The organism is Arthrobacter sp. TJ-270 (assembly GCF_058269075.1).
The window spans coordinates 36,034-61,581 of record NZ_JBZCNB010000006.1 but is presented as its reverse complement, the minus strand read 5'-3'; the positions used below and the strand labels follow the sequence as shown (position 1 = coordinate 61,581).

The window sequence follows — 25,548 nt, the reverse complement described above, 5'->3', positions numbered from 1 at the left end:
GACCGCACATGGCGCGCACCACCGTGTATATGGAAGAACTCGACGCTTTCACCTACTCCGAGAAGATCAGCGCCGAGGACGGGATCATTCTCATCCCCGCCGGCGCGGTTGAACAGCATGGACCGCATATGCCGCTGAACGTGGACGTACTGCTGTCGCGGGCGATGGCGGGTGCGGTCGCCGAACAGATCGGTGCGCTCGTCGCGGCGCCCATCATGTACGGCTACAAGTCCCAGCAGCGCTCGGGCGGCGGGAACCATCTTCCAGGGACTACGAGCCTCGACGGCGCCACCGTTGCCGCCATCGCGAAGTCGCTCACCCTGGAACTGGCACGCCACGGAGCCCGCAGGATCGTGTTCGTCAACGGGCATTTTGAGAACTACCAGTTCCTGTATGAGGGAGTGGACCTGGCTGTCCGCGAACTGCAGCTCGCCGGCATGGATGACCGCCGCGTCATGCTGCTGTCGTACTGGGACTTCGTCGACGAGGAAACGATCGGCGAGCTGTATCCGGAAGGGTTCAGCGGATGGGATGTAGAGCACGGCGGTGTGCTTGAAACATCCCTGATGTTGCACCTTTACCCGGAACGGGTCGATATGGGCAGGGTCGAGGATTTCCCTCCAGCCGTCCTGCCGAACTATGACCTCCTTCCGGTACGTCCAGAGCTCACTCCCGGCTCCGGATGCCTATCTTCTGCCGCCAATGCCTCAGCGGAAAAGGGAGAAATCCTACTAAAAAGGGCGTCGAGCAGCATGGCCGGCGCTATTACCCATGAGTTCAGGAGCGATCAAAGATGATCTGGAACAGGCAAGCGGCGGTCACCACGGCGCCGAACGAGGGCGTCCAAACCGATACCGAAGAGGAGGTGGAGACCCCCGCCCAGAAGAAGCGAAGGGCGGTGGATGACACTGTCATCAAATGGCTGGCAGCGGTTCTCGTGGTCGCTATCCTCGTTGGAACCATCGCCGCCCCCGACGCCGCGGCGGGAGCCATCGGCACCGCCCGGACCTTCGTCACTGAATACTTCACCTGGTTCTTCGTGCTCTTCTCGGTCCTTGCGCTCGGGATCTGTGCCTGGCTTGCCTTCGGTCGTTTCGGACATATCCGTCTGGGCGGCGCAGGCGCCAAGCCGGATTACAGCAAGTTCGCCTGGTACTCAATGCTTTTCGCCTGCGGACAGGGCATCGGGCTGATTTTCTGGTCCGTTGCTGAGCCGATCATGCTCAAGGAGGAGAGCCCGCTGTTCAGCGGGAGCGACGCCGTTGTCGCGCAGGACGGCGCCATGGCGTGGTCCTACTTCCACTGGGGGCTCACCGCATGGGCGATGTACTGCATCGTCGCAATCTGCCTGGCCTACTCACACTTCAACCTCGGCAAGAAACTCACCTTCCGCGACACCGTCGTCGACTTCTTCCCCGTGAAGTCGCGCAGGAGCATCGGGGTGGCCGTCGAGGTGCTCGCTATCCTGGCCTGCGTGCTCGGCCTGGCCACCTCGTTCGGATTCGCCACGCTCCAGTTCACTTTCGGCCTGACGTCCTTCACGAACATAAGCGGTGGCATGCCGGTCTGGATCGCGGTTGTCGCTGTCTTCGCCGTTTTCACGGCGATTTCGGTGTACTTCGGCATCAGCAAGGGCATGAAGCGCATCAGCGAGGTGAACTCGGTCCTGAGCATCGTGCTGGTCGGTTCGGTCCTGCTCTTCGGTCCTGCTGTCTACCTGCTGTCCTCCGTGCTGCAGACCTTCGGCGTGTACTTCCAGAATTTCGTCGCCATGAGCTTCTGGGCGGAGTCCGATGTCGCAAGTGCGGGCATCGGCAGCTGGCAGGACAGCTGGAATGGGTGGTGGACCGTATTCATCTGGTGCTGGGTGATCGCGTTCTCCGCCTTCGTTGGCCCGTTCATTGCCCGGATCTCCAAGGGCAGGACCATCCGGGAGTTCGTCATTGGTGTCACCGTCATCCCCTCCGTCATCGTGATGGTGTGGATCGGCGTGCTGGGTGGTGCAGCCCACTTTTACGACAACGCCAACAACGGTGCCATCTCGGGTCAGATCGCGGAAAGCACCGAAAGCGGCCTGTTCGCGATGCTCGATTTTGTGCCGGTTGTCGGAACGATCCTGATGGTCGTCTCCACAATTTTGGTGGCCACCTACTACATCACGTCACTGGACTCCGGAGTGCACGCCCTCTCAGGGTTCGTTGCTTCCTCAAAGAGCCCCAGCAAGTGGTTCCGGGTGCTGCTCGTGGCAGCTATTGCATCGGTCACCGTAGCCCTGCTGGTCCTCGGCGGAGTTTCGGTCATCGGGACGGTGCAGACCGGCACCATTATCGGCGCCTTCCCGCTGGCCTTCATCCTGATCATCATGGTCATCAACTTCATCAAGCGGCTTCGCCGCACTGAAACCATGACGGTTCCACCTTCTCTGGCGAAGTCCCGGCAGGAAGAAGCTAAAGCGCCTGCACTCGTAGCCTCTGACAGCAGTTCACATCTGAACTAGATGCGTCACTGTCCCTGTGGCCGACGGCGTCACCCAGATGGGTGACGCCATTGGCATTTCCGTCGAAGAAGTAACTGATAGGGGATGATGAAAGACATCATGACAGCACAACCAGAAACCAGGGACAGCAAGGGCGCCTCCGTCATTTCCAACGTGATCGACGTGCTGCGGTGCTTCAGCATAGAAGAGCCGCTACAGGGCGTAACTGAGATTGCGGTGCAGGTAGGCCTGCACAAAAGCACGGTTTCGCGAATTTTGGCGAGCCTGGAGAACGAAAATATCGTCGAACGTGACCCGCTCTCGCGCCGCTTCCGGCTCGGACTGGGAATCATCACGCTCGCCGGTCCCCTTCTGGCGGATCTGGACGTCCGGAAAGTCGCCCACCCTGTCCTGAGCGAGTTGACCGGAGAAACCGGTGAAACATCAGCGCTGGTGTTATGGAACGGAACTGAGTCGATCACGGTGGAGCAGGTTGTCAGCAAAAACAACGTCAAGCACACCTCGCCGCTCGGTACCAGTTACGGCACCGCATACAGCGCCAGTGTCCAGGTATTCCTTGCGCTTGAGGAGGAGGACCGCGTTCGGCAGTTGCTGCTCAGCCAGACGGTTGTCCACCCCTCCCCGGACAAAGCCAGCCTCGACGCGTACCTCGCGCGGTTGCGGGACGTGCACCGTCAAGGCTATGCGGTGAACTACGGTGAAACCTCCGCCGAGGAGGTCGGGATCGCCGTCCCGGTTCACGACCACCGGGGAAACGTAGCGGCTGCAGTTCTGATTTCGGCGCCCCGCTTCCGGGTGGACCGGGATCAGCTCGGCGCTCTGGTGTCCGCTTGCGTTCTGGCGGCAAAAGACGTGACGCGGAGACTCGGAGGCCGGGCCTCCCAGTGAGCCGGTGTGCCCGCTGCCCGGCGGTGAGCACGGGCATAGCGCTGCAACGCATCACTTGCCCGCAAGCCGCAGACAGCGTCCGGTCGGAAGCGGATACTAGGGGTATCCGCACACGTGAGGAGGCTGGCAAATGAAGGCATCAATCGGCGACCGCATCCTTGTCCACGGCGTCCACGTGGATGACGCCGAACGGGAGGGTGAGGTACTGGAGACCCGTGGTGAGGGCGGAGCCCCGCCGTACCTGGTCCGTTGGTCGAACGGATCCCAGGGACTGGTCTTTCCCGGTCCCGGCACGGAGATTCGCTCCACCGATACATAACCGGTCCCGGCTGCTTCGCGTTGGAGCGAGGATGAAGTAGGCGGGGCAGAGACCCAGACAACGACGGCGGCCGTCACCTTTCCAGGGAAAGGTGACGGCCGCCGTCGTGAAGGTTCTTTACGGGTCAAGCCCTTAGAGCGTCTCGTAAACCTCGCGCAGCAGGCGAGCGGTCTCGGACGGGGTCTTCCCCACCTTGACGCCGGCGGCCTCGAGGGCCTCCTTCTTCGCCTGGGCAGTGCCGGCGGAACCGGACACAATTGCACCTGCGTGGCCCATTGTCTTGCCCTCGGGTGCAGTGAAGCCTGCAACGTAGCCGACAACCGGCTTGGTTACGTTCGCCTTGATGAATTCGGCCGCGCGCTCTTCGGCGTCGCCGCCGATTTCGCCGATCATCACGATCGCCTTGGTCTCCGGATCCGCTTCGAACGCCTCGAGTGCGTCGATGTGGGTGGTTCCGATCACCGGGTCACCGCCGATGCCGATCGCCGTGGAGAAACCGAGATCGCGCAGTTCGTACATCATCTGGTAGGTCAGGGTGCCGGACTTGGAAACCAGGCCCACCCCGCCCTTGCCAGTGATGTTGGCCGGAGTGATACCGACCAGCGATTCGCCGGGGGTGATGATGCCGGGGCAGTTGGGCCCGATCAGGCGGGTAACCTGCTTGCCGTCGGCGTCCACGCGGGACTTCGCCAGCGCCCAGAATTCCGCGGAGTCCTGTACTGGTACGCCCTCGGTGATGATGACGACGAGGCCGATTCCGGCGTCGATCGCCTCAACAACGGCGTCCTTGGTGAACGCCGGCGGGACGAAAACGATGGAAACGTCAGCGCCGGTTTCGGCGATCGCTTCCTTCACGGTGCCGAAAACGGGCAGCTCCACGTCACCGTGGGTGACGGTGGTGCCGGCCTTGCGGGCGTTGACGCCACCGACAACCTGGGTGCCGGCCTTCAGCATCAGTGCGGTGTGCTTGGTGCCCTCGCCGCCGGTGATGCCCTGGACAATCACCTTGGAGTCTTTGTTCAGAAAGATAGACATGTGTGTTCCTTAGTCCTGTGGTCGCGACCGGTCAGCGAGCGGCGTAGGCCAGCTCGGCAGCCTTGTCGGCGCCTTCGTCCATGGTGTCGGCGATGGTGACCATCGGATGGTTGGCATCAGCGAGGATGCGGCGGCCCTCCTCGACGTTGTTGCCGTCGAGACGGACCACGAGAGGCTTATTCTCCTTGTCGCCAAGGATCTCCAAAGCCTTCACAATGCCGTTGGCTACCGCATCACATGCGGTGATGCCGCCGAAGACGTTCACGAAGACGCTCTTGACCTGGCTGTCGTTCAGGATCACGTCGAGGCCCGCAGCCATGACCTCGGCAGAAGCGCCGCCGCCGATGTCGAGGAAGTTGGCGGGCTTCACGTTGCCGTGCGCCTCACCTGCGTAGGCGACGACGTCGAGGGTGGACATCACGAGCCCGGCACCGTTACCGATGATGCCTACTTCGCCGTCGAGCTTGACGTAGTTGAGGTCGTTTTCCTTGGCCTTGGCCTCCAGAGGATCGGTTTCGTCCTTATCCTCGAGGTCAGCGTGGCCCTTCTGGCGGAAGCCAGCGTTCTCGTCGATCGTGACCTTGCCGTCGAGAGCGAGGATCTCGCCCGAACCGGTCTTGACCAGCGGGTTCACCTCAACCAGGGTGGCGTCTTCCTTCGTAAACACATCCCACAGCTTCAGGATGGTGTTGGCGACACCTTCGCGGAGTTCCGGAGCAAACCCGGCGGCATCGATGATCTCGTCAGCCTTGGCGCGGTCAATACCAACCGCGGGATCAACCGCGATCCGTGCCAGCGCTTCGGGGCGCTCGACCGCGAGCTGTTCGATCTCCACGCCGCCCTCAACGGAGCACATGGCAAGGTAGTTGCGGTTGGACCGGTCCAGCAGCACCGAGAAGTAGTACTCCTCAGCGATGTCTGCGCCCTGCGCAATCATCACCTTGTGGACTGTGTGGCCCTTGATATCCATGCCGAGGATCGCGGATGCGTGCTCGTAAGCCTCATCCGGGGTCTTGGCTACCTTTACGCCGCCAGCCTTGCCGCGGCCGCCAACCTTGACCTGCGCCTTGACGACGACAACGCCGCCAATCTTCTCGGCTGCTGCTTTTGCTTCTTCCGGGGTCTGCGCCACGATGCCGGCAAGCACGGGAACGCCGTGAGCCTCAAATAGATCGCGCGCCTGATATTCAAACAGGTCCACTTATCTAGTGTCCTTCTACGTCGAAGTAGGTTTACACAGGGAACTCTAGCCCCTTGGCTCGGAACGCCTTTCACAGACTACCGGTTTCGTGAGTAAGCACACAGTTCTATGAGTTGTAGAAAAGTAACCCTTTCGGTTACCGTTCCGCGCCGCAATTACGGCGCAGGGCGGCCAGCCCTGCCGTGCGCACACCCCACACACCCACGACGGCGGCGCTTATCCAGGCACGCCGCAACGCTCCACCGGTGCTGGCTGCACCCCCTGCTACCCGACTTTGGTCAGCGGAGCGTAACGGAGCAGGAGCCGCTTTTCCCCGATGTCGAACCGCACTTTGGCGACCATCTTGTCCCCGCCGCCTTCGACCGCAAGAACCGTGCCGTTGCCGAACGTGGTGTGGTTGACCTTGTCTCCCGCAGCGACAGCGACGACTTCTTTCTGGGGCTGCACCCTACCTGCGGCTTTCCCCGGAAGCCCGCGTCCTGACTCGTTGCCGGAGGCCGCGCCGGCGCCCCAGTAGGAGCCGCTGAACCGGGGCCCGCTGATGCTTTGGGTGCTGGTCCAGGCCGGTTTCGCGGCGCCCTCCCGTTTCCAGTGGATCAGGTCTTCAGGGACCTCTCCGACAAATTGGCTGGCCGGGTTGTACTGGCTCTGTCCCCAGAGGCTCCGGACCTCGGAGCGCGTGATGTACAGCCGCTTCCGGGCACGGGTCAGCCCGACGTAGGCCAACCGGCGCTCCTCCGCGAGTTCCTTGGGGTCTGTAGCGGAGCGCTGGTGCGGGAAGATCCCCTGTTCCATGCCGGTCAGGAAGACCACCGGGAACTCGAGGCCCTTGGCGGTGTGCAGGGTCATGAGGGTAACGACGCCCTGCTTCCGCGCTTCCTCCACGGCCTTCTCCACGTCCTCGCCCGCACCGGCCGGGGCGTCCGGGATCTGGTCAGCGTCAGCCACCAGGGACACCTGTTCCAGGAAGTCGCCCAGGGTCCCTTCGGGGTTGTCGATCTCATATTCACGAACCACCGCAACGAGCTCCGCAAGGTTCTCCACGCGCGACTCATCCTGCGGGTCGGTGCTGGTCCGCAGCTGCGCGAGGTATCCCGTCTGCTCGAGGACCGCCTCCAGCGCCGCGGACGCGCCGGACCCTGCTGACACCTCCGCGAGATCATCGATGAGCTTCACGAACGAGGCAACCGCATTGACGGAGCGCGTCGCCATGCCGGGTGCTTCGTCGGCCCGGCGAAGTGCCTCCATGAAACTCACGCGATCGCGTTCGGCGAGCGCCGCAATGGCGTACTCCGCGCGGTCACCGATTCCCCGCTTTGGTTCGTTGAGGATACGGCGGAGGTTGACGACGTCGTCCTGGTTTACCAGCACACGCAGGTACGCAAGCGCGTCCTTGATCTCTTTGCGCTCATAGAAGCGTGTACCGCCGACCACCTTGTACGGCAGACCGACGCGCATCAGTATTTCCTCTATGGAGCGCGATTGGGCGTTGGTTCGGTAGAACACGGCGACGTCTCCGGGCCGCAGGTTCTCCTCGTCCTGGAGCCGGTCGATCTCGTCCGCGATGAACCGTGCTTCTTCATGTTCATTTTCGCCGACGTAGCCAATGATCTTCTCGCCGTTGCCCTCAGCCGTCCACAACCGTTTCTCCGGTCGGTTGGGGTTGCGGGAGATGACTGCATTGGCCGCGTTGAGGATGTTCTGGGTGGAGCGGTAGTTCTGCTCCAGCAGGATGGTGCGTGCGTTGGGGTAGTCCTTCTCGAACTCCACGATGTTCCGCACGTCCGCACCGCGGAATGCGTAGATGGACTGATCTGAATCACCCACGACCGTCAGCTCTGCGGGCTCCTCCACGGTTTCTCCCGCGACGCCCACGATCTCCCGGACCAGCGCGTACTGGGCATGGTTGGTGTCCTGGTACTCGTCCACGAGGACGTGGCGGAAGCGCCGCCGGTAGTAGTCGGCCACGCCGGGGAAGGCACGGAACATGAAGACGGTCTGTGCGATCAGGTCATCGAAGTCCATAGCGTTGGCCTGGCGAAGACGCTGTGCGTACCCCTTGTAGACCTCTGCGACCGCCTGCTCGAAAGGATCGGAGTAGTTGGCTGTGGAAGCATACTCTTCCTCGTCAACCAGCTCGTTTTTCAGCGCCGAGATCTTGTGCTGGATGGCCTTGGGTGCGAAGCGCTTGGGGTCCAGGTCCAGCCCCTTGGCCACCAGCGTGATGAGCCGAAGAGTGTCCGCGGAATCGTAGATGGAGAAATTGGAGTTCAAACCGATGGACGTTGCCTCACGGCGCAGAATGCGTACGCACGAGGAGTGGAACGTGGAGATCCACATGCGCTTCGCGACATCGCCCACCAACCCCTCGATCCGCTCGCGCATTTCCTCAGCAGCCTTGTTGGTGAAGGTGATCGCGAGAATCTGACCGGGATGTGACCGGCCGGTGGCCATCAGATACGCGATTCGGTGGCTGAGTACGCGCGTCTTTCCCGAGCCCGCTCCGGCCACAATCAGCAGGGGCGAGCCACTGTGCTTGACCGCTTCCTCCTGCTGCGGATTCAACCCCTCGAGCAGCTCAAGGGCGCGGCCTTCATCGACATGGCCGCCACGGCGTGGATGCTCCGTGGCGTCAGGAGAGGACGACGACGGCGCGCCGCGCCTGCCTGCGGAAGGGGTGCTGAGGTGCGGATCGAAAAGCAAGTCCATGGTGCTTTAAGTCTAGGTGCTGGCACGGACAGAACATGTCCGCCGTCGTCGTGCTGGTCTTTTTCCTCCGCCGGCCGGGGGCTGGGACGGGCGTGCGGAGGGGGGTGGACATGGCAGTGCCCGCCGGATCAAAGGATCCGGCGGGCACCGGTGGGGATGAGGAGCCGCTTACTTCGCGGTGGATCTCCGGTCCTCGGGCTCAATGCCCAGGTCCAGGAGCTTCCCGCTCTTGCGGTCAGCCAGGTAGTCCTTCATCTCCCGCTTGATCACAGGCAGGAGCATGTACACACCGAGCAGGTTCACGAAGGCGCAGACGAACAGCGCGGAGTCCGCGAAGCTGAGCACCTGCCCGAAGGTCAGCACGGTTCCGGTAACGGTGAAGAACAGGAAGATGACCTTGTAGAGAACCTCAGAAGCCTTGCCGCGACCGAAGAGGTACTCCCAGGCCTTCAGACCGTAGTAGGACCACGTGATCAAGGTCGAGAACGCGAAGAGCGCTACGGCTATGGCAAGTACGATCGGGAACCAGTCGATGACAGTCGCGAAGGCATCCGAGGTCAGGATGACGCCATCCGGGGCGCCTTCGCCGGCCTGCACCTGATCGATCCCGGCCTGCAGGCTGGGAGCGTTCGCGATGACGATGGTCAGTGCGGTCATGGTGCAGATAATGACGGTGTCCACGAGTGGCTCGAACATCGCCACGAAACCCTCACTCACGGGACGGCGGGTCTTCACCGCGGAGTGAGCGATTGCAGCGGAGCCGAGGCCGGCCTCGTTTGAGAACGCAGCGCGCTGGAAACCGACGACCATGACACCGACGATGCCGCCCGCCATTCCCGCGGGTGCGAAGGCGCCTGCGATGATCGCTCCGAACGCCGCCGGGACCTGATCGATATTCACGATGATGACGAAAAGGCAGGCGGTGACGTAGACGATACCCATGGCCGGAACAAGCTTGCTGGTGGTGGCACCGATGGACTTGATGCCGCCCAGGATCACCAGGCCAACAAGGCCGGCAAGGACGAGGCCGAAGATCAGGGCTGCGCCTGCGCTTCCGAGGAAACCATCCTCACCGCCGGTCACCTCCTGTACCTGCGCGAAAGTCTGGTTGGCCTGGAACATGTTGCCGCCTGCTACACCGAAGAAGAGGATGGCGACGGCGAAGATTCCGGTCAGGATCTTTGCGGGCCACTTACCGAACTTCGTGAAGGCCACCGGCAGGTACTTGAACGGGCCACCGGATACGGTGCCGTCCTCGTGGACCTCGCGGTACTTGACGCCCAAGGTGCACTCCGCGAACTTGGTGCACATTCCGAGAAGTCCCGCGAGGATCATCCAGAAGGTTGCACCGGGTCCGCCCAGCGCCATTGCTGCGCCGACACCGGCGATATTTCCCAGCCCGACCGTGCCGGACAGCGCCGAGGTCAAAGCTTGGAAGTGCGGGACCTCCCCCGGATCATCCTTGGACGAGTACCGCCCGCGGACAACTTCGTAGGAAACCTTCAGTCCACGAAACTGGATGAAGCCGAAGTAGATGGTGAAGATGACGGCCGCGGCGATCAGCCACGCGACCACCACTGGGAAACTTACTTCGCCGATTGTGATCGGGACGAAGACGACGGCGGCGAACCAGGTAGCGATCGGTTCGAAGACCGCATCGATAGAGTCTTCGATGGCTGCGAGCCATCCCACCTCATCGGCCACGGAAGTCATGGGTAGTATTTGGTTGATTGCCATCCGTTAAAGAAACCCGGTTCGTGCTGTGATTGCAATCACAGCACACGGTGTGCGCTCATCGATATCAAATTGATACCAAATCCTGACTGGATTTTCAGGAAGTGTTGGTGCATGGTGACCGTCTACCATTGAGCCATGGGCAAAACGAGGGCACAGATCGCGCGCAAGCACGGGACGGCGGCAGCCGGTATGCCCGCTTCATCCAGCCAACCGGACGTCTCGCCCCGCCACAACGGCAACCTCATCCTCATACCGGCGGTTGCGGCGGCGCTCTTCCTGTTCTGGTACTTCCATTTGCTCACGCTCTCGCAGATGACGCAGCTGTCCGGCGGGCTCAGCATGCCCGACATGCTCATCGGTGGCTACGATGCGGCGTACATCGACCAGTTGCGTTCGGCGATGGACCCCGCTGCGCTCGGCCAGTTGAGCTACGTGCACAAGACTGCGGGCACACTGTTCCCATTGCTCTTCGGCTTGGCATGGCTCCTGCTGGTGCAGCTCAACGTCTCGCGGCGGTGGCTCCGCTGGGTGCTATGGAGCCCTGTGCTTCTGTTTGTGGTGGTGGACCTGTGGGAGAACGTTGCGATCGACTCCGTTCTTGCCGGACCCGACGCCGGTTCGGTGGCCCTCGCGTCCACCCTCACGGTTGCGCGGTGGGTGCTGTTCGCCGCGAGCTGCCTCGCTGGCCTGGTCGCGGTCCTGCTGCCCCGTAGTGTGCGGTCGGGGAGCTAGGAAGACTGTAAGCTGGTACCGCCTGCGGCACTGTTAGTGATCCGCAGTGCCCGCCTCTGTAGCTCAGTAGGATAGAGCGTCCCTCTCCTAAAGGGAAGGTCGTCGGTTCGATTCCGGCCAGGGGCACATTTGGTCCACATGGTTACCCCTGCCCATTGCACTGTCTTTCCCGCTGCATCAGGACGCGGACGTAGCCGATACTTGGAGAATGTCTCTTCTCTGGGTGCGCCGCATCGTGCAGCTCCTCGTTGGCCTGTTCCTTTACGGGTTCTCCATCGGCATGATGATTCGCGCCGGGATCGGTGTATCTCCGTGGGATGTGCTGGGGCAGGGTGTGTCCGTCCAGAGCGGCGTCCCGTTCGGTCTGACCACCAACCTCATCGGGCTGGTGGTACTGCTCCTATGGATTCCGATCCGCCAGAAACCCGGATCGGGAACCGTGCTGAATGTCCTGCTGGTCGGACCGAGCGCGGAGGTTGGCCTGGCAGTGATCCCGCAGCAGACGGTCCTCTGGGTGCAGATTCTCCTGTTCACCGGCGGGCTGGTTCTTCTCGCGGTTGCCACGGGCCTTTATATCGGCGCGCGCATGGGCCCCGGCCCGCGTGACGGGCTCATGACCGGAATTCATAGGCGCTGGGGCTGGCCCATCTGGGCCGTGCGTACAGGCATAGAGGTCTCGGTCCTCGCCATCGGCTGGGTTCTGGGCGGCACCGTGGGCGTGGGCACCGTGGCGTTTGCGCTGTTCGTGGGGCCGCTCGTCAACCTGACACTGCCTCGCCTCCAGGTGCCGGAGGAACCGGGCGAACCACGGCTCGGCGGCCGTGCATCGCCATCCGGTGTGACGCCGTAGCCCCGCCGTTCCGGAAGGGACGGTGTATCAGGCTCCGGGTCCGGAGACCGACAGGGCTTCGGCAGGCTCGTCCGGTGCAACGGCTTTCTGCACGGCGAACTGGGTGCGGTGCAGTTCGGCGTACCGCCCACCCTCGGCAAGCAATTCCTCATGCGTACCGCGCTCGGCAATGCGTCCGTCTTCGACTACAAGGATCTGGTCCGCGCTGCGGATGGTGGACAGCCTGTGGGCGATCACCAGCGCCGTGCGTCCTTCCAGTGCCTCGGTGAGCGCCGCCTGGACTGCCGCTTCCGAGGTTGAGTCCAGTGCTGCGGTGGCTTCGTCGAGGATGACGACACGCGGTTGTGCGAGGAGGAGTCGTGCGATGGTCATCCGCTGCCTCTCACCGCCGGACAGCCGGTACCCGCGCTCCCCCACCATCGTGTCCAGCTGGTCAGGCAGGGAGCGGATCAGCGTTTCCAGGCGGGCGCGGCGAACCGCGTCCCAGACCTCACCGTCGGATGCATCGGGGCGTGCCAGCCTGAGGTTGGAGGCAATGGTTTCATGGAAGAGGTGTCCGTCCTGCGTCACCATGCCCAGGGTGTGCCGCAGAGATTCGAACGTCACATCGCGGACGTCCTTCCCACCGATCCGGACCGACCCGGCGTCGACGTCATACAGCCGGGCCAGCAACTGTGCAATGGTCGATTTGCCGGCACCGGAGGTGCCTACCAGGGCCATGGTCTGACCTGGCTCGATACGGAAGCTGATGCCGTGCAGCACTTCCTCACCGCCGCGGGTATCCAGTGTCGATACCTCTTCCAGCGAGGCCAGCGAGACGCGGTCCGCCGACGGGTAGCCGAAGCGGATGTCGTCGAACTCGACTGCCACCGGACCGCCAGGAATAGTCTCTGCGTTCGGCTTCTCTTTGATGAGCGGGTCGAGGTCGAGCACCTCGAATACCCGCTCGAAGCTCACCAGAGCACTCATGATTTCAACGCGCGCGTTCGCAAGCGAGGTCAGCGGCGCGTACAGGCGCGTGAGCAGCAGGGCCAGCGTTACCACTTCACCGGTGTCCAGTGCGCCCCTGAGCGCCAGGGTGCCGCCCAACCCGTACACCAGGGCGAGGGCGAGCGCGGAAACAAGCATCAGCGCGGAGAAGAATACGAACTGCAGCATTGCTGTCCGGACACCGATATCCCTGACCCGGGCAGCGCGCACGCGGAACTCCTCAGACTCCTCGTCGGGGCGGCCGAACAGCTTCACGAGGGTGGCGCCGGGGGCCGAGAACCGCTCGGTCATCTGCGTGCTCATGGTGGAGTTGTAGTCAGCGGCCTCGCGCCGAAGCGACGCCAGCCTGCTGCCCATCCTGCGTGCGGGCAACAGGAAGATGGGCAGCATGATGATCGCGAGCACCGTGACCAGCACCGACGTGCTCAGCATGACTATCAGGGTGAGGATCAAAGCCACGAGGTTGCTGACCACCCCGGACAGCGTGCCGCTGAACGCCTGCTGCGCACCGATCACGTCATTGTTGAGTCTGCTCACGAGTGCGCCCGTACGGGTACGGGTGAAGAATGCGATCGGCATCTTCTGCACGTGGTCGAAGACCGCGGTGCGCAGATCCAGGATCACTCCCTCGCCGATCCGCGCTGAATACCAGCGGGTCAGCAATCCCACGAGGGTGTCAGCAACGGCGACGATCGCAATGACGACTGCGAGCCACACGATAGTGCTGGCTGCCTCTTCGGCGATGATGGCGTTGACTACCTGTCCGGCCAGAACGGGTGTGGCGACCGCCAGGAACGCAGACACCACGGACAGCGCGATGAACAGCACCAGCTTGAACTTGTAGGGTACGGCGAAGGAAAGGATCCGCTTCAGCGTTTCCTTGGAAAATTTGTTGTTGCCGTTCTTGGCGGAGGAGATCCGGTATAGGGAACTCCAGGCCGCGCCTTCCATGCTCATGGATGCCTCCCGTAGTGGATTCCAAGCTTAGGTCCCGCGACTGACACTTTCCGTCCGGGGTGCCGGATCGTCGCGGAGTTGTACGCCGAGGGCGTCATTAACAAGCGGCAATACCTCGGTTCCCAGCAGCTCGATTGATTCCAGAACCTGTTCCTGTGGAACGGATGAGAAATCGAGCTGGAGGATGTGCCGGTCGTGGCCCATAGCGGCGTGCGTCAGGACGATCTTCTCCGCCACCTCCTCCGGCGTACCAACGTAAAGCGCACCGGTCCGTGCCGTTTGCATGTTGTAGGTGACCCCGCTCGGTCTGGGGAAGCCGCGCTCGGCCGAGATACGCGTCATGCTGTCGAGCCAGTGCGGACGGAACGTCTCCTTCGCTCCGTTGCGGAGCACCAGCCCCACGCCGCTTACCCCGACCCGCGGCGCGCCTCCCCCGGCTGCGCTGAACTCTTCGCGGTACAGGGCGGCGTGCTGCGCGAAATTGCCGACGGCGCCGCCCAGCAGCGCGTAGATAACCGGCTTTCCGAGCCGCGCAGCGCGGACCGACGACGACGGCGTGCCACCCGTTGCGATCCAGATGTCCAGGTGCGCGCGGGTCGGCCGGGGCAGGATCAGCGCATCCTGGAGGGGCGGCCGGAACCGCCCGGACCAGGTAACCCGCTCCTCGGCGTCGATACGCAGCAGCAGGTCGATCTTTTCCTCGTAAAGTTCGTCGTAATCCTCGAGTGCGGCACCAAAGAGGGGGTAGGACTCAATGAAGGATCCACGTCCCGCTGTCAGTTCCGCCCGTCCGCCGGAGAGCAGGTCGAGGGTGGCGAACTGCTGGAATACGCGTACCGGATCCTCGGTGCTGAGCACCGTTACCGCTGATCCGACGTGAATCGTCCGGGTCTGAGCCGCTGCAGCCGCAAGCACGGGGACCACTGAGGACACCGCATAGTCAGGGCGGTGGTGCTCCCCGATACCGAAATAGTGCAGGCCTACCTCATCGGCGAGCCGCGCGCGCTCCAGGAGGTCGGCCATTCGCTGTTCGGGCGAAACCCTGGCGCCTGTGACGGGGTTTGGGTGAATATCGCCGAAGCTGAAGATGCCGAGTTCCATACTGGAGTGCAACCCCGGCCGCGGTGCCCCTATTCCGTATTAATGCGATGCGGGTGGGTGTAGCAATTCAGTGTCTGCCCGCGGCTGAAGCCGACAAGCGTGATCCCGGATTCTTCCGCCAGATCAGCAGCCAACGACGACGGCGCGCTCACCGCCGCGAGAGTCGGTATCCCTGCGAGGTGGGCCTTCTGAACCAGTTCGAACGAGGCCCGGCCCGAGACCTGCAGGATCATTCCCCGCAGCGGCAGCAGATCGGCGCGCAGCGCCCAGCCGACCACCTTGTCCACTGCGTTATGACGGCCCACGTCCTCGCGGAGGCACAGGAGCTCGCCCTCGCGCGAGAACAGGCCGGCGGCGTGGACACCCCCCGTGCGGTCGAAGAGCTTCTGGCTTGTCCGCAACCGATCCGGCAGGGAGGCAAGGACCGCGAGGTCCACCGTGCCGCCGTCGTCGTGCACGTCAAAACGGGCCGACTTCCGGACCGCATCGATCGAGGCCGTTCCACAGATGCCGCACGAACTGGACGTGTAGACATGGCGATCCATCGACGCGTCCGGCAGGGCAACGTCCGGCCGGAGCTGCGCCTCCACCACGTTGAACGTCTGCCGACCCTCCTCATCAACGCCCGCGCAGTAGCGGAGCGCCAGTACCTCACCCTGTTTGGCGACCACTCCCTCGGACACGAGGAAGCCTGCCACGAGGTCGAAGTCGTCTCCGGGTGTACGCATGGTGACGCTGAAGGCGCGGCCGCCCAGCCGGATCTCCAGCGGTTCCTCACCGGCCAGCCGGTCCTCCCTCTGGGTGACCGGGCCGTCAAGCCTGTAGCGCATGATTTTGCGCCGATCCATCACTCGCGTCATCGACGTGCCTTCCGAATAAGTTTGGGTCGAGCCTAGTTCACCGCTCGCCGCCCAGCCACCGGCACATCCGGTATACCGTGCGTGGCTTCTGAGCGACAATGGTCACGTAGGACCACTCAACGCTGAGAAGCGGCCTAGAAAGGATGCGCGATGACTCGCTCAAACCCTCCCGTCGAGGAAGCCGACGAGAACGATCTCGATGTTGGTAAGCCCAAGGACTGGGCCGCCGGGCTGCCGGGCGTCTATCACTCGATGCAGCCGGCAATCAAACATATGGGCCTCGATCGGAGCGCGCGCACCCTGCTCAGGATGAACCAGAAGCAGGGATTCGACTGCATGAGCTGCGCATGGCCGGACCCCTCCGACCACCGCAGCACCTTCGAGTACTGCGAGAACGGCGCCAAGGCAGTCACGTGGGAAGCCACCCCGGTGACGGTTTCGTCGGAGTTCTGGGCCGAGCATTCGATCAGCGAGCTGCGCGGGCGTTCCGAATTCTGGCTAGGCATGCAGGGTCGGCTCACCGAGCCTGTGTACAAGACCGCCGGCGAGGACCACTACCGGCCGATCAGTTGGGATGAGGCGATCACCATCGTTTCCGAGAAGCTCAAGAGCCTCGCGTCCCCGGATGAAGCCGCGTTCTATACCAGTGGCCGTGCTTCGAACGAAGCAGCATTCATCTACCAGCTGTTCATCCGCGGACTGGGCACCAACAATTTGCCCGACTGCTCGAACATGTGCCACGAATCGTCCGGCGTCGCAATGGGCGAGACCATCGGGATCGGCAAGGCGACCGTTGCCTACAACGACTATCTCAACTGCGATCTGATGATTGTGATCGGGCAGAACCCCGGCACCAACCATCCCCGCATGCTGAGCGCAATGGAGAAGCAGAAGGAGAACGGTGGCCAGATCGTGGCCGTCAATCCTTTGCCGGAGGCAGGCCTGCGCCGGTTCAAGAACCCCCAGAAGCCCAAGGGCGTGGTCGGCCGTGGAACCGACCTCGCAGATCAGTTCCTGCAGATCCGCGCCGGTGGGGACATGGCTTTGCTTCAGGCTCTGTCCAAGCGTGTGCTTGAAGCTGAGGACCGGAATCCCGGTACCGTGCTGGACCACGATTTCATCGCTCAGTACACCGAGGGGCTGGACGAGCTGCGCGAACATCTGGCGAAGCTGGATGAGCAGACGGTGCTCGAGGCAACCGGGCTGCGTTCGGAGGAGATCGACGAGCTCGCCGACCGGTACATCAAATCCAAGAAGGTCATCATCACCTGGGCGATGGGCGTCACCCAGCAGAAGAACGGCGTCGGCACCATCAAGGAGATGATCAACCTGCTCCTGCTGCGCGGCAACATCGGCCGGCCGGGCGCGGGGGCCTCCCCGATTCGTGGGCACTCCAATGTGCAGGGCGACCGCACCATGGGCATCTGGGAGCAGATGCCGCCAGCGTTCCTCGACGCGCTCGGAAAGGAATTCCGGTTCGAGCCCCCGCGCGAGCACGGTGTCGACGCGGTGGCCGCCGTCAGGGGAATGCGCGACGGTGATATCAAGTTCTTCATGGCACTCGGCGGGAACTTTGTGGCCGCGATGTCAGATACCGCGGCGACGGAAGCGGCCATGCAGAACCTCGAGATGAACGTGCAGGTATCCACGAAACTCAACCGTTCACACACTGTGGTCGGTGAGGAAGCCCTGATTCTGCCGACGCTTGGCCGCACCGAAATCGATATTCAGGCAACCGGCCCGCAGTTCGTTTCGGTTGAGGACACCGTCAGCGCTGTTCACTCCTCCGAGGGCAGGGTTGAACCGGTAGCGCCCGGGCTGCTCTCCGAGGTCGCCATCGTAAGCCGCCTGGCGCGGGCCGCTCTTGGCGACCGCGTTGCCGCTGACTGGCAGGGCTTTGAAGACGACTACGACCGCATCCGCGACCACATCGCCCATGTTGTGCCGGGCTGCGAGAACTACAACCGGCGCATCCGCGAGAAGGATGGCTTCCTGCTGGCGAACGGGCCCCGCGACTCGCGGAAGTTCAACACTCCGAGCGGCAAGGCGCTGCTCACGGTCAATGAACTGGATCCGATGGACTGCCCGCCTGGGCGCCTGATCCTGCAGACCATGCGCTCGCATGACCAGTTCAACACCACCATTTACGGTTACAACGACCGGTACCGCGGAATTAAGAAAGGCCGCCATGTAGTGTTCGTTAACCCGGAGGACCTTGCGGAATTCGGCTTCAAGGACGGCGATCTGGTGGACGTCCATGGCGAATACGCGGACGGCAAGGACCGCGTTCTGCGCAAGTTCCGCGCTGTGTCCTATCCGACTGCCCGGGGCTGCGCCGCCGTGTACTACCCGGAGGGGAACGTCCTGGTGCCGCTCGACGACACCGTCAAGGGCAGCAACACACCTGTCTCCAAGGGCGTCATTGTCCGGCTGGAACCTGCAACGGATGGCCCGGCCGGCGGCAGCAGCGAGGAAAACGCGCAGGAAAATATGCCGTCAACCGTCTGATCGGGGGCCGCCTCCCGTGCTTCGGCTACTGGTTTCCAGCTAACTGAACCACGGGAGGGGCAGCACGGTTATCTTCTCGTCCGGTTCACAGCCCTGCTCCGGGATAACGAGGACACCGTCGGCGTCGGCCAGTCCGCGCAGCATGCCCGAACGGTGGTGGACCGTCGGCATTCCTCGGCCGCTCTCGTGACGGTAGGGCACCAGCCGGGTGCGTCCGGACAGCGGCTCGAATGCCTCACCGACCAGGATCGAGCGCGATTCCGGGAAGGCGGCCCCGCGCAGGCCGGCGAGGAGGGGTCCGCCGACCGTCAGGAGGGCCATCATCGCGGCCAGTGGGTTTCCTGGCAGGCCGACGAAGAAGCGCCCGTCCGGCAGTCTCGCCAGAAGGGTAGGGTGTCCGGGCCGCATCGCAATGCCGTCGATGATGAATTCGGCTTCCAGCACGGTCAGCGCGCGGCGGATGTGGTCGGCGTCGGACGCCCCGGTGCCGCCGGTACTGATCAGAACATCGCCCGACGCACGCGCCAGCGAAAGTTCGTCCAATGCTTCCGCGCTGATCGCGGCGACGACATCGTCAAGATCGTCGCGTGCGCGGGCCACGGTATCCACGTGGCCACCCAGCATCGAGACGAGGCCGGGCAGCTGCGGACCAAAGGTGTCGCGGACCTGGCCGGGCTCAGGCAGTCCCGCTTCGATGACCTCGTCGCCGGTCAGCAGAAGGGAGACGCGCGGGGCGCGAAGTACTGGGAGGTTGTCCCATCCGCAAACGGCGGCGAGGGCGATCTGTGCCGGATTGAGCACCGAGCCGGCTGCGATGGTCTCGGTTCCTTCGTCTGCCTCCTCGCCCGCCGGCCGGAGGTGTTCATTCACCGCGGGTTCGTCGGGACGCGCACGTTCGTTCCGGGTCAACACACCGTCGCGGACTGCTCCGTGTTCGGTACGCAGGATTCCGGTTGCCCCCGGCGGGACAACGCCGCCGGTGAGGATGAACGTTGCCTGGCCGGGTTCCAGTGTGGCGTACCCGGACTTCTTGTGTTCATGTGCGCGGTGCCAGGGACTCTCGTCCTTCTGAACGGGCGTAATCAGCGTCCAGGGCGGCTCACCATTCAGCGCCCAGCCATCCATCGCCGAGGATGCGTAATGCGGGATAGGCTGCAGCGCCACAACGGGTTCCGCCAGGGTCTGGCCAAGAGCATCCGAAAGGTTCACGGTCTGCGCGGTCTTCGGGATGGCGGATTCGTACGCGAGCTGCCGTGCTTCCTGCCAGGTTACGTTGCGCCCGGGACCGCTCACCGGCGGTCCTCCGCCTCGGCGATGGGCGGACAGGCGGAGTGTGCGGCCTGCATCGCCGACCTCATGGCTGTGGCGCTGTCCGCCTGGCCGTATCCAACTGCCATTCCTGCCGCATAACCGGCAATGAAAGTGGTCAGCGGAGCCGCTGGACGGACCACGGAGTGCGCAGCCTGGCCCGCCAGGGCGAGAACGGCATCGACGTCCACCTCCGTACCCTCAAGTTCGAACATTTCCAGAAGCTTTTCGCTCCACTGCCTGAGCAGGCGATCCCGATCCTCCATGGTGAACCTCTCGCTATTTGCCCGCGTCTGGCTCCTCCACCCCGAATTGCCGGGCGTCGGACCACGTATCGATGTCGATGGTTGAGCCTGCGGGAACCTCGACTGGACTCCATGTCACCCTAGCAAGGAGGGCGCGCATAGACAGGTTTCTTACTTCCTGCCGGTCGACAGCACTCGCGAGGTCAGTCCAGCGATACAGAGCCGCGAGCGGCTGGTCCCTGCCGCCGTCGTGCGCCAATACCGATAACCCGGTTGCGAGGGCGCCCGAGGCAAGTGCGGGCAGCGCGTCGCTGATGCGCGGCATGTCGCATGCGAACACCAGCACCCAGGGCGGGGGATTGTCTTCCAAATGCACGACGGCGGCGCGCACCGCCGCCGCCGGCCCACCGAACGGTGGATCCTCCCGGATCAGCTCCGCCCTTGCCGGCAGGTCGGGCGAGGGACCGCCCACTACGACAAGACGCCGGGCCGCAGCGAGCGCGTCACAGGTACGTACCAGCAGCGATGTGCCGTCGACCCGCAGGGAAGACTTTGGAACCCCGCCCAACCTGGACGATCTGCCACCGCTGAGCACCACGGCGTCAAACATCAGCTCCTCGGCGGCGCTCGGGTCCGCGGTCGGGCTGCTCACGCCGCGTTGTCGGCGGGCAGGAACTCGCTCCACTGTGGCGAGGGCTTCTCAAGTTCCCGGATCTGCCAGGAAGTCCCGCGGGGAGGCCTGGGCACAACACGGAGCGACCAGCCGAGGGAGCCGAGAGTCTTGTCCCCCTTCGCGTTGTTGCATTTCAGGCAGCAGGCGACGAGGTTCTCCCAGCTGTCCTCTCCCCCGCGCGAGCGCGGGACCACATGGTCGATTGTGGATGCGGCCTTGCCGCAGTAGGCGCACAGATGATTATCACGCCGGAGGACGCCGCGTCGCGTTGCTACCGTGCTGTTGCGGTAGGGGATCTTCACATACCGGTTAAGCAGAATGACAGATGGTCTGGACAGGACTTCGTTAGGACCAACCACCGGGTCCTCCCCTTCCGCGACGACGCTGGCTTTCCCTGTGAGAACAAGGACCAGCGCCCGGCGGAAGGTGACCACCGCCAGTGGTTCATATCCAGCATTAAGAACGAGAGTGCGCATGCACATTCCTCTTTGCCGACCATTGTCCAGGAGATTCCGTGAAATCCCTGAAGCTAAAGCGAAGGTACTTCGGATTAACAGTGCAAGAGTAAGCCGTTCCGCTTATGGTTCGTCAATCGCCACACCCGCTTTTTCCCGGCGGACGGGCACGAAAAAGCCCCTCGCCGGAGACGGTGAGGGGCATTTACGAATCTGTCGGAGGATTAGCCGCCGACACGGATGAACACAGGGCCCGATCCGAGTTCGGAAGGCGCGATGACGGTCTGGTTGCCGTTGAATCCGCCATGGACGGCCTGGCCGCCGCCGATGTAAACAGCGATGTGGGCCAGTCCCATCCCGCCGTCGGCATAGTAAATGAGGTCACCGGGAATGGCTTCTGCGGCGCTGACCGTGCGGCCGAGGGAGAGGTAACCGGCCGGCCACCCGTGGAAGTTGATGCCTGCAGCGGCGAGGGCGTTGCTGGCGAGGCGGGTGCAGTCCTGGGTCACTCCGAGCTGCGCCTTCGCGGCAGAAGCGATGGTAGCGGCTACGCCCGAGGACGCCTGGGGTGCCGCTGCGGGGGCAGGCGTCTTGGCGACGGCTGGCTGCGCGGCGACAGTGGCCGTTGTTTCCACTGCTACTGCGGGCTCGATTACCGCGGGCTCTGCCTCGACAAGCGGTGCCACAGCGGGAGCGATCTCAATCGTTTCCGCCTGCGGCTGAATTACAGGGGCAACCACCTCAGGAGCGGCGACAGCCTTGACGGCCGCCTTGTTGAAGGATATCTCAGCGTCCGCAGGTGCCTGGACCGGCGCCGTGGCGGGCTGAACCTCGAGCGTGGTGGTGACGGTGTTGCGCTCCGATGGCAGTTCCACCGCGTTTGCAGCGACGCCGGTGGTAAGAACCAGTCCGGATGCTGCGGCGATGACGGCTGCCTGGCGGCCTACGCCCCCGGCGTTGTCGCTGACGGCGCGCGCAATGGTGGAGAGAGGGGCTGATCGCTGCACTTCGGCGCGGTGGCGCGCGATGGCACGGGTGTTCGGGGTCATATGTGTGAGCTCCAGGTTTTCTGGTTCTTAGCTGACGCGGACGAAGCTGTAGCCAGAGAGATCGGACAGGCTGTGAAGACCGGTGTTCATACCGTTCAGGCCACCGCTGATGACCTGGCCGTTGCCGACGTAGATCGCGACGTGACCACCGGAGACCACGAGGTCACCGGGAGCGGGAGTGGGAACGACGGATCCAAAGGCGAAGAAGTCGCTCGGAGCGATGTCGCCTACGGACTTGCCGATTGAGCGGAGGGCCTTCTCAACCATCGCGGTGCAATCCTGTGCGACACCGATCTGGGAGTAGGCCGAGCCGACCAGCGCTGCACCGACGCCACTGGCGCTGGGTGCCTTGACAGGAGCGGGAGTCTCAACGGCGGCGGTCTCTACCTTTGCCTGGGCCGGAGCTGCTGCCGCAACTTGGACGGCCGGCGTTGCGACCTCGACAACGGTCTCGACGACCGGGACCGGGGCGGCCTCAACAACCTCAGTCTGCACTGCGACAGGAGCGTCCTCGACGGCTTCGACAACCGGAGCAGCTACGGCCTCGACGGCCGCACGCTCGAAGGTGACAGCCGCATCAGCAGAAGCGCTGACTGCGGTGGGCTGAACGGCGACTGCGCTGAGCGTCTTGACAGCCTGGGCCGAACGCTGGGCGTCGGATGCGCCGTGGGCCGGAAGTCCGGCTGTCAGGACCAAGCCTGAAGCTGCCACAATGACCGCTGCCTGGCGTCCTACGGAACCTGCGTTCGAAGATACAGCCTTCGAGATGGCTGCGAGCGAGTTGGTATGAACCGGCACCGCACGGTGGCGGCCCAGCGCAGAGCTGTTTGACACGTTAAATTGCCTCTCCCTACGCCTGCGAGGTGAGCTGTCGGATTCGGATGGGAGTCACCCGGCCGCGGATCGTCTCAAATCCTGCGACTTAACCCCAAGGACTTCTGAAAAGAAGCCCGCAATTGGTTCCCCCGCCCCTGCCATGCGATTTACGAACGGACCTCGTGCAGTGGCAGAGCTAGGCGATCTGCGCGAGAGTGCCGAACCCCCTGCGATCCGGCACGAGTTGAACGCTACCCCAGAAATTGAGGTATGTCACATTCCGATCACGGAACGGTGTGTTCCCGGTTACGACGATATTGAAACCGTTCAAAGCCAACCGAGCGGGTCGACGTTCTTGCCGTCTACAAGGACCTCGAAATGCAGGTGGCATCCGGTAGAAGCACCGGTGGATCCCACCCATGCGATAGCTTCGCCGCGGTCAACAACCTGACCGACTGTCACGTCCATCGCTGACAGATGGTTGTAGGTGGTCTCAAGGCCGTTGGCGTGCTGCACGACGACGCGATTGCCGCCGCCGTGCGCGTGCCACCCTGCGAAGGTCACTGTGCCGGCCGCTGCAGCCTTCACGGCCGTTCCGCAGGCTTCGCTCATATCCTGCCCCGTGTGGAGCTCACCGGTGCCGGTGATGGGGCTGATTCGGGTACCGAAGGGCGAGCTCATTACTCCGCCGTCCAGTGGCGCGGAGAGGGAACCTTTGGATTCTGCGGTCACGATGTCACTGCCCGAAGCGGAGACCATTTCGGCGAGCTTTGCGTCGGGGTCGAACTTCCCGTGCAGCCCAGCCCGGTGGAACGAGACATCCGCACCCGCGGCGGCCTGAACCCGCTGTGGTTCGTCCTGCTCAGCCGGAGCGGAAACGGCCAGTGCGTCGGAAGGCGCAACCGCTGCGGTTGTGGGCAGCGCGACGGTGAGGACCATTCCGGATGCAGCGGCGGCAATGGCAACCTTCTGGCTAAGCCCTGCCAGGGAAATATCCCGGCGTACGGTGACGGCGCGGCGTCGTCGTTCGATCCGCTGCGCGTCCCGGGGACGGAGGCCATTAGTGGACTGGGCCCCAGGCGCGGATTGTGCCGGGGCTTCGGAGACGTTGCGGGCCTCGCGCCGGGACATCGGCGCAGCTGGGCACGCAGCAACCGCCGCCGTCGGGGTCTTGAACTCCTGGACAGCTGACGTGACCGGCACAGCAGCGACGTGGGGCGCTGTGAGGTGGGGCACAGCGACGTGGCGGGCTGTGAGGTGGGCGGTTCGCTCGGCGCGGTGACGCCTGTGGGCGTCGCGGGGCCGTGCTTCAGCAACCGGGGTGCCTGCACGGCGGCGCCCCGAAGCAGTGTTCGACAAGGAGACCCTTTCTCATTTTCGCCTGCGAAGTTAGCTGTCGGGTTCGAGTATGAGAAAACTCGGTTCGGGATACTTCCGTTATGGCAGCACCCGGCACTTCACCCCAGGGCCATGGCGAGCCATAACCGGTGGTGGGTCCTCCGCCCCTGTCATCTGTTCAACACTGCGTTCGCTGACAGGGTTAGGCATGCGAACCAGGTAACGCTGGAGTATCAGCGCCAGGTATCAACTATAAAACCGGTGAGGTCGAGCGTAATCGTTTCGTTACCAAACTGTGGATAACCTTAGGCAATCCAGAGCTTTCCCCTCATTTCGTCAAGACTGGGGATGAACCGCCACGAAAACGTGTGAGGCGACTTCCGGCGGCAGTTCCAGTGCGCCCTCCACACCAGGCACCCGAACGGACACGTAATCCCCCGCCGCCTGCAGGGTCATGGACGCTCCGGGTCGCAGGCCACCCTCATCCAACTGCGTGAGCAGTTCCGGATCGACCTGGATAGGTTCAGCCAGACGGATAAGAGTCACAGCTGACCCGGCGATATTCGTCGCCAGGGCTTCGCTGAGGGTACACACACCGAGGGTCACGGTTTCGGAGGGCGTTCCGCCGATCGCTTCAAGCCCGGGAATGGGATTGCCGTAGGGCGACTCCGTCGGCTTTCCAAGCAATTCGTAGAGGCGCCGTTCGACCCGCTCACTCATGACGTGTTCCCACCGGCACGCCTCGTCGTGGACATAGGCCCAGTCAAGACCGATGACATCGGAGAGCAGTCGTTCAGCCAGCCGGTGCTTGCGCATCACCTCGGTGGCCCGCCGACGTCCGAGTTCGGTCAGTTCAAGGTGACGATCGCCGGTCACCACAACCAGCCCGTCGCGTTCCATCCGGCCCACCGTCTGAGACACCGTGGGTCCTGAGTGGCGAAGGCGCTCTGCGATGCGCGCACGCAGGGCCACGATGTTTTCTTCCTCGAGCTCAAGGATGGTCCGCAGGTACATCTCGGTAGTGTCGATGAGGTCCGTCATGCGGGGTTCAGCTCCTTGGCACTGGTGCGGATTGAGCGTTGATGCAGCGGTTGCCTGCAGTCCCTGGAAGGTGGGCCGCCGTCGTCATCCCTACGCCCCACAAGGTTAACCCATTTAGTTGGCCCGTTTGACGGTTGTCGTTTGCCACCGAACCGAGCGGTCATAATGCACCCGCGACGGAATCGCTGGGGCAGAATGGTCTGCGACCCCACATCACAAGTAAACGTCCTGGAGCAACC

22 protein-coding genes, 1 tRNA gene and 2 riboswitches are annotated in these 25,548 nt (G+C 63.5%); of the genes, 8 read left to right on the top strand and 15 right to left on the bottom strand.

The window, feature by feature from the left end; translation table 11 throughout:
- Nucleotides 1-8: 8 nt before the first annotated feature.
- The 4 genes from AC4D2M_RS12135 to AC4D2M_RS12120 all read left to right on the top strand — a co-directional run bounded on the left by AC4D2M_RS12135 (nucleotide 9) and on the right by AC4D2M_RS12120 (nucleotide 3,704).
- Nucleotides 9-797, top strand: a complete 789-nt coding sequence (locus tag AC4D2M_RS12135) for a creatininase (RefSeq protein ID WP_490892138.1) — start codon at nucleotides 9-11, stop codon at nucleotides 795-797.
- Nucleotides 794-2,497, top strand: a complete 1,704-nt coding sequence (locus AC4D2M_RS12130; protein WP_490892137.1) for a BCCT family transporter — start codon at nucleotides 794-796, stop codon at nucleotides 2,495-2,497. Before AC4D2M_RS12135 ends, AC4D2M_RS12130 begins: the two co-directional genes overlap by 4 nt.
- A gap of 99 nt (nucleotides 2,498-2,596) precedes the next feature.
- Nucleotides 2,597-3,385 carry an IclR family transcriptional regulator gene (locus tag AC4D2M_RS12125; RefSeq protein WP_490892136.1) on the top strand — a complete coding sequence of 263 codons (789 nt, stop codon included), beginning with the start codon at nucleotides 2,597-2,599 and terminating at the stop codon, nucleotides 3,383-3,385.
- A 130-nt stretch (nucleotides 3,386-3,515) separates the two neighbouring features.
- Nucleotides 3,516-3,704 (top strand): DUF1918 domain-containing protein, encoded by a 189-nt coding sequence (locus tag AC4D2M_RS12120; protein ID WP_490892135.1) that lies wholly within the window; start codon nucleotides 3,516-3,518, stop codon nucleotides 3,702-3,704.
- Nucleotides 3,705-3,836: 132 nt separating this feature from the next.
- On the opposite strand, the gene sucD is transcribed toward AC4D2M_RS12120, so the two are convergent.
- From sucD to AC4D2M_RS12100, 4 genes are all read right to left on the bottom strand, one after another.
- Complete coding sequence (gene sucD, locus AC4D2M_RS12115; protein ID WP_490892134.1) at nucleotides 3,837-4,739, bottom strand: succinate--CoA ligase subunit alpha; 903 nt, start codon at nucleotides 4,737-4,739, stop codon at nucleotides 3,837-3,839.
- A 31-nt stretch (nucleotides 4,740-4,770) separates the two neighbouring features.
- Nucleotides 4,771-5,940 carry an ADP-forming succinate--CoA ligase subunit beta gene (gene sucC, locus AC4D2M_RS12110; RefSeq protein WP_490892133.1) on the bottom strand — a complete coding sequence of 390 codons (1,170 nt, stop codon included), beginning with the start codon at nucleotides 5,938-5,940 and terminating at the stop codon, nucleotides 4,771-4,773.
- Nucleotides 5,941-6,204: 264 nt separating this feature from the next.
- Nucleotides 6,205-8,649, bottom strand: coding sequence for a DNA helicase PcrA (pcrA, locus tag AC4D2M_RS12105; protein WP_490892132.1), 2,445 nt, complete (start codon nucleotides 8,647-8,649; stop codon nucleotides 6,205-6,207).
- 168 nt (nucleotides 8,650-8,817) lie between these two features.
- Nucleotides 8,818-10,362, bottom strand: coding sequence for an alanine/glycine:cation symporter family protein (locus AC4D2M_RS12100; protein WP_490892131.1), 1,545 nt, complete (start codon nucleotides 10,360-10,362; stop codon nucleotides 8,818-8,820).
- Nucleotides 10,363-10,521: 159 nt separating this feature from the next.
- Between AC4D2M_RS12100 and AC4D2M_RS12095 the strand changes: the two genes are divergently transcribed.
- The 3 genes from AC4D2M_RS12095 to yczE all read left to right on the top strand — a co-directional run bounded on the left by AC4D2M_RS12095 (nucleotide 10,522) and on the right by yczE (nucleotide 11,968).
- Nucleotides 10,522-11,118 (top strand): hypothetical protein, encoded by a 597-nt coding sequence (locus AC4D2M_RS12095; RefSeq protein ID WP_490892130.1) that lies wholly within the window; start codon nucleotides 10,522-10,524, stop codon nucleotides 11,116-11,118.
- Nucleotides 11,119-11,170: 52 nt separating this feature from the next.
- A tRNA-Arg gene (locus tag AC4D2M_RS12090) sits at nucleotides 11,171-11,244 on the top strand.
- 82 nt (nucleotides 11,245-11,326) lie between these two features.
- Complete coding sequence (gene yczE, locus AC4D2M_RS12085; RefSeq protein WP_490892129.1) at nucleotides 11,327-11,968, top strand: membrane protein YczE; 642 nt, start codon at nucleotides 11,327-11,329, stop codon at nucleotides 11,966-11,968.
- Nucleotides 11,969-11,995: 27 nt separating this feature from the next.
- On the opposite strand, the gene AC4D2M_RS12080 is transcribed toward yczE, so the two are convergent.
- The 3 genes from AC4D2M_RS12080 to fdhD are packed head-to-tail and all read right to left on the bottom strand — an operon-like array spanning nucleotide 11,996 to nucleotide 15,876.
- Nucleotides 11,996-13,915, bottom strand: coding sequence for an ABC transporter ATP-binding protein (locus tag AC4D2M_RS12080; RefSeq protein WP_490892128.1), 1,920 nt, complete (start codon nucleotides 13,913-13,915; stop codon nucleotides 11,996-11,998).
- Nucleotides 13,916-13,942: 27 nt separating this feature from the next.
- Nucleotides 13,943-15,016 carry an LLM class flavin-dependent oxidoreductase gene (locus AC4D2M_RS12075; RefSeq protein WP_490892127.1) on the bottom strand — a complete coding sequence of 358 codons (1,074 nt, stop codon included), beginning with the start codon at nucleotides 15,014-15,016 and terminating at the stop codon, nucleotides 13,943-13,945.
- Nucleotides 15,017-15,045: 29 nt separating this feature from the next.
- Entirely contained in the window at nucleotides 15,046-15,876 is an 831-nt protein-coding gene (fdhD, locus tag AC4D2M_RS12070; RefSeq protein ID WP_490892126.1) for a formate dehydrogenase accessory sulfurtransferase FdhD, read from the bottom strand.
- Between the two features lie 150 nt (nucleotides 15,877-16,026).
- Here fdhD and AC4D2M_RS12065 point away from each other — a divergent pair, with 150 nt between their 5' ends.
- Nucleotides 16,027-18,384 (top strand): FdhF/YdeP family oxidoreductase, encoded by a 2,358-nt coding sequence (locus AC4D2M_RS12065; RefSeq protein WP_490892125.1) that lies wholly within the window; start codon nucleotides 16,027-16,029, stop codon nucleotides 18,382-18,384.
- A 39-nt stretch (nucleotides 18,385-18,423) separates the two neighbouring features.
- Here the strand turns inward: AC4D2M_RS12065 and AC4D2M_RS12060 are convergent, their stop codons facing one another.
- From AC4D2M_RS12060 to AC4D2M_RS12025, 8 genes are all read right to left on the bottom strand, one after another.
- Nucleotides 18,424-19,677: a molybdopterin molybdotransferase MoeA gene (locus tag AC4D2M_RS12060; protein WP_490892124.1), complete on the bottom strand. Its 1,254-nt coding sequence runs from the start codon at nucleotides 19,675-19,677 to the stop codon at nucleotides 18,424-18,426.
- Complete coding sequence (locus AC4D2M_RS12055; protein WP_490892123.1) at nucleotides 19,674-19,958, bottom strand: DUF6457 domain-containing protein; 285 nt, start codon at nucleotides 19,956-19,958, stop codon at nucleotides 19,674-19,676. Before AC4D2M_RS12055 ends, AC4D2M_RS12060 begins: the two co-directional genes overlap by 4 nt.
- 13 nt (nucleotides 19,959-19,971) lie before the next feature.
- On the bottom strand, nucleotides 19,972-20,589 hold the full coding sequence (mobA, locus tag AC4D2M_RS12050; protein ID WP_490892122.1) for a molybdenum cofactor guanylyltransferase: 618 nt from the start codon (nucleotides 20,587-20,589) through the stop codon (nucleotides 19,972-19,974).
- On the bottom strand, nucleotides 20,586-21,086 hold the full coding sequence (locus AC4D2M_RS12045) for an HNH endonuclease (protein ID WP_490892121.1): 501 nt from the start codon (nucleotides 21,084-21,086) through the stop codon (nucleotides 20,586-20,588). Before AC4D2M_RS12045 ends, mobA begins: the two co-directional genes overlap by 4 nt.
- 203 nt (nucleotides 21,087-21,289) lie before the next feature.
- Nucleotides 21,290-22,114 (bottom strand): NlpC/P60 family protein, encoded by an 825-nt coding sequence (locus AC4D2M_RS12040; protein WP_490892120.1) that lies wholly within the window; start codon nucleotides 22,112-22,114, stop codon nucleotides 21,290-21,292.
- Between the two features lie 27 nt (nucleotides 22,115-22,141).
- A complete protein-coding gene (locus AC4D2M_RS12035) occupies nucleotides 22,142-22,948 on the bottom strand; it encodes an NlpC/P60 family protein (protein WP_490892119.1) in 807 nt (268 codons plus the stop codon).
- Nucleotides 22,949-22,953: 5 nt separating this feature from the next.
- A riboswitch (cyclic di-AMP (ydaO/yuaA leader) is annotated at nucleotides 22,954-23,105 on the bottom strand.
- A gap of 152 nt (nucleotides 23,106-23,257) precedes the next feature.
- Entirely contained in the window at nucleotides 23,258-24,289 is a 1,032-nt protein-coding gene (locus AC4D2M_RS12030) for a M23 family metallopeptidase (RefSeq protein ID WP_490892118.1), read from the bottom strand.
- Between the two features lie 4 nt (nucleotides 24,290-24,293).
- Nucleotides 24,294-24,482: riboswitch (cyclic di-AMP (ydaO/yuaA leader) on the bottom strand.
- 122 nt (nucleotides 24,483-24,604) lie between these two features.
- Nucleotides 24,605-25,309, bottom strand: coding sequence for an iron-dependent transcriptional repressor DtxR (locus AC4D2M_RS12025; protein WP_490892117.1), 705 nt, complete (start codon nucleotides 25,307-25,309; stop codon nucleotides 24,605-24,607).
- Nucleotides 25,310-25,548 lie beyond the last annotated feature (239 nt).

Bases quoted from the DNA above. Each gene is read 5' to 3' on its own strand.
- AC4D2M_RS12135 (WP_490892138.1), top strand. From the start codon at position 9: ATGGCGCGCACCACCGTGTATATGGAAGAACTCGACGCTTTCACCTAC.
- AC4D2M_RS12130 (WP_490892137.1), top strand. From the start codon at position 794: ATGATCTGGAACAGGCAAGCGGCGGTCACCACGGCGCCGAACGAGGGC.
- AC4D2M_RS12125 (WP_490892136.1), top strand. From the start codon at position 2,597: ATGACAGCACAACCAGAAACCAGGGACAGCAAGGGCGCCTCCGTCATT.
- AC4D2M_RS12120 (WP_490892135.1), top strand. From the start codon at position 3,516: ATGAAGGCATCAATCGGCGACCGCATCCTTGTCCACGGCGTCCACGTG.
- sucD (WP_490892134.1), bottom strand. From the start codon at position 4,739: ATGTCTATCTTTCTGAACAAAGACTCCAAGGTGATTGTCCAGGGCATC.
- pcrA (WP_490892132.1), bottom strand. From the start codon at position 8,649: ATGGACTTGCTTTTCGATCCGCACCTCAGCACCCCTTCCGCAGGCAGG.
- AC4D2M_RS12100 (WP_490892131.1), bottom strand. From the start codon at position 10,362: ATGACTTCCGTGGCCGATGAGGTGGGATGGCTCGCAGCCATCGAAGAC.
- AC4D2M_RS12095 (WP_490892130.1), top strand. From the start codon at position 10,522: ATGGGCAAAACGAGGGCACAGATCGCGCGCAAGCACGGGACGGCGGCA.
- yczE (WP_490892129.1), top strand. From the start codon at position 11,327: ATGTCTCTTCTCTGGGTGCGCCGCATCGTGCAGCTCCTCGTTGGCCTG.
- AC4D2M_RS12080 (WP_490892128.1), bottom strand. From the start codon at position 13,915: ATGAGCATGGAAGGCGCGGCCTGGAGTTCCCTATACCGGATCTCCTCC.
- AC4D2M_RS12075 (WP_490892127.1), bottom strand. From the start codon at position 15,016: ATGGAACTCGGCATCTTCAGCTTCGGCGATATTCACCCAAACCCCGTC.
- fdhD (WP_490892126.1), bottom strand. From the start codon at position 15,876: ATGACGCGAGTGATGGATCGGCGCAAAATCATGCGCTACAGGCTTGAC.
- AC4D2M_RS12065 (WP_490892125.1), top strand. From the start codon at position 16,027: ATGACTCGCTCAAACCCTCCCGTCGAGGAAGCCGACGAGAACGATCTC.
- AC4D2M_RS12055 (WP_490892123.1), bottom strand. From the start codon at position 19,958: ATGGAGGATCGGGATCGCCTGCTCAGGCAGTGGAGCGAAAAGCTTCTG.
- AC4D2M_RS12045 (WP_490892121.1), bottom strand. From the start codon at position 21,086: ATGCGCACTCTCGTTCTTAATGCTGGATATGAACCACTGGCGGTGGTC.
- AC4D2M_RS12040 (WP_490892120.1), bottom strand. From the start codon at position 22,114: ATGACCCCGAACACCCGTGCCATCGCGCGCCACCGCGCCGAAGTGCAG.
- AC4D2M_RS12025 (WP_490892117.1), bottom strand. From the start codon at position 25,309: ATGACGGACCTCATCGACACTACCGAGATGTACCTGCGGACCATCCTT.